Below are 914 nucleotides of genomic sequence, written 5' to 3' on the forward strand. Positions count from 1 at the left end.
TGACCAGTTGCAGCACCACGACACCCGTCATCTGCTTGGTCTGGGAGCCGACCCGGAAGCGGGCACCGTTCGGGATCTTGCCGCCCCTGCCGTTCAGCAGGCGGGTGCCGGCCGAGCCCCTGTCGACGCGCTTGCCGTCGACGTAGACCTCGCCGATGGCGCCCACCACCTCAGGGGACTGGGCCAGGGTGTCCAGCGCCTTCTGCACGTCGCCCAACCGGGTCTGGCTCGCCACGGGGGCCGCCGCGGCGGGCAAAGCGCTCAGCGTCAGCATGGCGCAGGCCAGCCCGGCGAGCCCGGCGACTGTCGCACGATTCACGAGATAAGTCCTTCCATCGCAGTATCGCGGTCCAGCGGGGACGCCGGCCGCGACGTTCGGGCTCATGCCTAGACCAGGCGGGGTTTCCTGCCTGTTTCCGCCCTCGATCGGCGAGGCGGGGGAAACCGTGAGGAAACAAGCGCTGCTGTAGCGATGGCTGCCATGACATTTTTCGCGGCATCCGTACGCCGGCTGACTGCCCTCGCGTGCCTGACTCTTGCGGGAACGGCGGTGCCGGCGGCGCAGCCCGCCCCTGCGTCGGCCGCCGTTGAGCGGCCGGCTCCGAGGGTGGAGTGGAAGCCCTGCCCCGCCCACACCGACGAGGTGGTCCGGGCCATGGGCGTGACCGAGGAGCAGTTGCCGGCGTTCCGCGCTCAGATGAAGCGGCTGCGATGCGGCACGGTCAGTGTCCCGCTGGACCATGACCGCCCCGACGGGCAGAAGATCGACATCGCGGTGACCCGCCTGGCCGCCACCGACCCGAAACGGCGGCTCGGCGCCACCGTCATCCTGCCCGGCGGGCCCGGCAACAGCGGATACCTCGATCCCGTCCTGCGCATCCGGCTCAGGAACGAGGAGATCGCCAAGCTCAACG

At 70.4% G+C, this 914-nt stretch carries 2 pseudogenes; one reads left to right on the top strand and one right to left on the bottom strand.

The features are described 5' to 3' along the window. A pseudogene (locus ACBJ32_RS59355) lies at window positions 1–319 on the bottom strand (hypothetical protein); the annotation flags it as partial. Window positions 320–607: 288 nt separating this feature from the next. Between ACBJ32_RS59355 and ACBJ32_RS59360 the strand changes: the two are divergent. Next, window positions 608–914: pseudogene (locus ACBJ32_RS59360) on the top strand (hypothetical protein); the annotation flags it as partial.

Source organism: Nonomuraea sp. GTA35, from assembly GCF_041950525.1.
Classification (GTDB): Bacteria; Actinomycetota; Actinomycetes; order Streptosporangiales; family Streptosporangiaceae; genus Nonomuraea.